We start from the raw sequence: 2,773 nt of genomic DNA, 5'->3' as shown, positions 1-2,773 counted from the left end.
GGCGGACGGCCGCACCTTCGGCACCTACGACCCCGCCACCGGCGCCGAGATCACCCAGGTCGCGCACGGCGGACCCGAGGACGTCGACCGGGCCGTCGCCGCCGCGCGCCGCGCCTTCGACGACGGCGCGTGGGCGACCATGAAGCCCAACCAGCGCGAGCAGATCCTGTGGCGCATCGGCGACCTGCTGGACGCCAAGGCCGAGCTGTTCGGGCAGATCGAGGCCCTGGACAACGGCAAGTCCGTCGCGATCGCCACCGCCGTGGACGTGGCGTGGGCGGCCGACGTGTTCCGCTACTACGCCGGCTGGTCCACCAAGATCGAGGGCTCCACGGTCAACGTGTCGATGCCGTTCGCCGGCGACAAGCAGTTCCACGCCTACACCCAGCGCGTCCCCGTGGGCGTGTGCGGCCAGATCATCCCCTGGAACTTCCCGCTGCTCATGGCGGCGTGGAAGCTCGCCCCCGCCCTGGCCACCGGCAACACCCTGGTCCTCAAGCCGGCCGAGCAGACTCCGCTGACCGCGCTGCTGCTGGGCGAGGTCATCGCCGAGGCCGGCGTGCCCGCCGGCGTGGTCAACATCGTCACCGGCTTCGGCGACGCCGGCGCCGCGATCTCCGCCCACGACGACGTGGACAAGGTGGCCTTCACCGGCTCCACCGAGGTGGGCAAGCTGATCGTCGACGCCGCCAAGGGCAACCTCAAGAAGGTCTCCCTCGAGCTGGGCGGCAAGAGCGCCAACATCGTCTTTGCCGACTGCGACTTCGACGCCGCCGTCGCCGGATCCGTGGCCGCGTGGATGTTCAACCACGGCCAGGCCTGCACCGCCGGCACCCGCCTGTACGTCGAGGACTCCATCTACGAGAAGTTCACGCAGGCCGTCGCCGACGCCGCCGCCCAGGCCACCATCGGACACGGCCTGGACCCCGCCACCGAGCTCGGCCCGCTGGTCGACCAGGACCAGTTCGACAAGGTCTCCTACTACCTCCGCGCCGGCATCGAGGACGGCGGGCGGGCCCTCACCGGCGGCGGCCGACACGGCGACACCGGCTACTTCGTCCAGCCGACCGTGTTCGTGGACGTCGAGCCCGACCACCGGGTGGTGACGGACGAGATCTTCGGCCCCGTCGTCTCGGCCCTGCGGTTCACCGACGTCGACGACGCGGTCCGGCAGGCCAACGACTCGATCTACGGCCTGGCCGCCGGGGTGTGGACGAAGGACATCTCCAAGGCCCACAAGGTCGCCAGCCGCCTCCACGCGGGCTCGGTCTGGGTCAACCAGTACAACGGCTTCGACACCGCCATGCCGTTCGGCGGGTTCAAGCAGTCCGGCTGGGGCCGCGAGCTGGGCCAGGGTGCACTGGACCTCTACACGCAGACCAGGTCGGTCAACATCCAGCTCTGACCTGGTCCGGGTCGGACTCCCTCCGACCCCCGGGACCGGGACCCGGCGTCCCCGTGACTCGTCCGGGGACGCCGGTGACTCCCCTTCTCTGCGACCTCTCCTGTCGTCCCACACCCCTTGCCCACCCGCCCCGTCCACACCCCCTCTCCACTTCCGATCACCCGCTCCCCCGAAAGGAACACCGCCGTGAAGACCAAGGCAGCAGTACTGTTCGACCTCCACCAGCCGTTCGAGATCATCGAGCTCGACCTGGACGATCCCGGCCCCGGCGAGGTCCTCATCAAGTACACGGCCGCAGGCCTGTGCCACTCCGATCTGCACCTGTCCGACGGCTCGCTCCCGCCGCGCTTCCCGATCGTCGGCGGGCACGAGGGCGCCGGCGTCATCGAGGCCGTGGGCGTGGGCGTCACCAAGGTCAAGCCGGGCGACCACGTGGTGTGCTCCTTCATCCCCAACTGCGGCACCTGCCGGTACTGCTCGACCGGGCGACAGAACCTCTGTGACATGGGTGCCACGATCCTCGAGGGGCACATGCCCGACGGCACCTTCCGCTTCCGCTCGGGCGGCAAGGAGTTCGGTGCCATGTGCATGCTCGGCACCTTCTCCGAGCGCTCGGTGATCTCCCAGCACTCGGTGGTCAAGGTCGACGACTGGCTGCCGCTCGACAAGGCCGTCCTGGTGGGCTGCGGCGTGCCCTCCGGCTGGGGCACCGCCACCTATGCGGGCAACGTGCGCCAGGGCGACACCGTGGTGATCTACGGCATCGGCGGGCTCGGCATCAACGCCGTCCAGGGCGCCGTCCACTCGGGGGCCCGCCACGTCGTGGTGGTGGACCCCGTCCAGTTCAAGCGCGACGAGGCCCTCAAGTTCGGCGCCACCCACGCGTTCGCCGACGCCGCCGAGGCCCACGCCGAGGTGGAGAAGCTCACCTGGGGCCAGATGGCGGACCAGGCGCTCATCCTGGTGGGCACCGTCGACGAGCAGGTCGTCTCGAGCGCCTTCGACGTGATCGGCAAGGGTGGCACCGTGGTGATCACCGGCCTGGGCAACATGACCGACAAGACCGTCCAGGTCAGCGGCACCGTGATGGCGCTGTTCGGCAAGACCATCACGGGCACCCTGTTCGGTTCGGCCAACCCGCAGTACGACATCGTCAAGCTGCTGCGCCTGTACGACGAGGGCAAGCTCAAGCTGGACGAGCTCATCACCACCACCTACTCGCTCGAGCAGGTCAACGAGGGCTACCGGGATCTGCAGGACGGCAAGATCATGCGCGGCGTGATCATCCACGACGCCTGACCCGTCGCCACCCGACCGGCGCGGCCGACGACTGCGCGCGCCGCCCCGATCCCGGGGTGGCGCGCGCAG

Annotated in this window: 2 protein-coding genes; both read left to right on the top strand. The window is 69.9% G+C overall.

Annotated features, from left to right (window positions below; all coding sequences use genetic code 11):
* Nucleotides 1-1,405 (top strand): aldehyde dehydrogenase family protein (locus tag G6018_RS13530; RefSeq protein ID WP_182639887.1); only part of this gene is annotated, 1,405 nt, incomplete at its 5' end.
* A gap of 186 nt (nt 1,406-1,591) precedes the next feature.
* Nucleotides 1,592-2,704, top strand: a complete 1,113-nt coding sequence (locus G6018_RS13525) for an NDMA-dependent alcohol dehydrogenase (protein WP_179523234.1) — start codon at nt 1,592-1,594, stop codon at nt 2,702-2,704.
* Nucleotides 2,705-2,773: the final 69 nt, after the last annotated feature.

It is taken from the genome of Dietzia sp. DQ11-44 (genome assembly GCF_014145205.1).
Taxonomy (GTDB): domain Bacteria; phylum Actinomycetota; class Actinomycetes; order Mycobacteriales; family Mycobacteriaceae; genus Dietzia; species Dietzia natronolimnaea.
The sequence above is the reverse complement of the archived record's forward strand: the minus strand, read 5'-3'. Positions and strand labels throughout refer to the sequence as shown.